A 789-nucleotide genomic window follows, 5' to 3' on the forward strand; every position below is an offset into this window, starting at 1 on the left:
ATCAGGGGGACGGTTCTCTTGTGTCCTTTGGTGATCTGGGGCTATTCACTGAAGACCCTTTTTCATGCCTTTCTGACGACACCAAAACTGATTCCAGTCAATCGTTCAATCTGCCGGATCGACAACCCTTCGCTTTTGCAGCTTCTGAGCACTTCGTTCCGCTTTAGTTTGTCTAATTGCTGAACATCGGAAAGGTTTTTTACCCCTGCAAGTTGTTTAATCAAATCAATTGCCTCGGGATCCTTCCATCTTTTCTTTTCATCAATCTCCAAACACTGGACATTTTCCGCAGCCTGATTAAAGGTTTCAAACTGCATTTTAGCCTTTGTTAGGTCTTCAGAGAATAAGTCCAAAATATACTTGGTTTCACAAAGCCCCTGATCGATAAAATATTCCTGATAGCTGCTCCATGGATAATCAATCGGATTGTCAGTAATCCCTGCCTTGACAGGATTTTGATGAATATAACGAACGACGGTTAGCAGATACGCATCATCCTCAACCGGTTCACTTTTAAATCGATCCTGAAAGAGATGGCCACGGCGATTATATTTCCAGTTATACCAATAGACATAGCCCGCTCCCAATCGCCTAAAGACGATCCCTAGCTCTTCATGGCCTTCTTTTATCAATAGATGGATGTGATTGCTCATCAGGCAGTAGGCATAGATTTGGTATCCGCTGATTTCCTGATAGCTTTTTAATAGCTCCAGATATTTGACATGATCTTCCTGATCTTCAAAAATAACCTGTCGATTAATCCCTCTAAAAACCACGTGATATACTGCT

1 protein-coding gene is annotated in these 789 nt (G+C 42.0%); it reads right to left on the reverse strand.

Annotated features, from left to right (window positions below; translation table 11 throughout):
• Nucleotides 1-62: 62 nt before the first annotated feature.
• Nucleotides 63-789, reverse strand: a 727-nt coding sequence (locus tag GH808_RS15140; RefSeq protein WP_207722363.1) for a transposase, incomplete at its 5' end; no start/stop codon positions are given.

It is taken from the genome of Acetobacterium fimetarium, assembly GCF_014284475.1.
In the GTDB taxonomy this organism is placed as follows: domain Bacteria; phylum Bacillota; class Clostridia; order Eubacteriales; family Eubacteriaceae; genus Acetobacterium; species Acetobacterium fimetarium.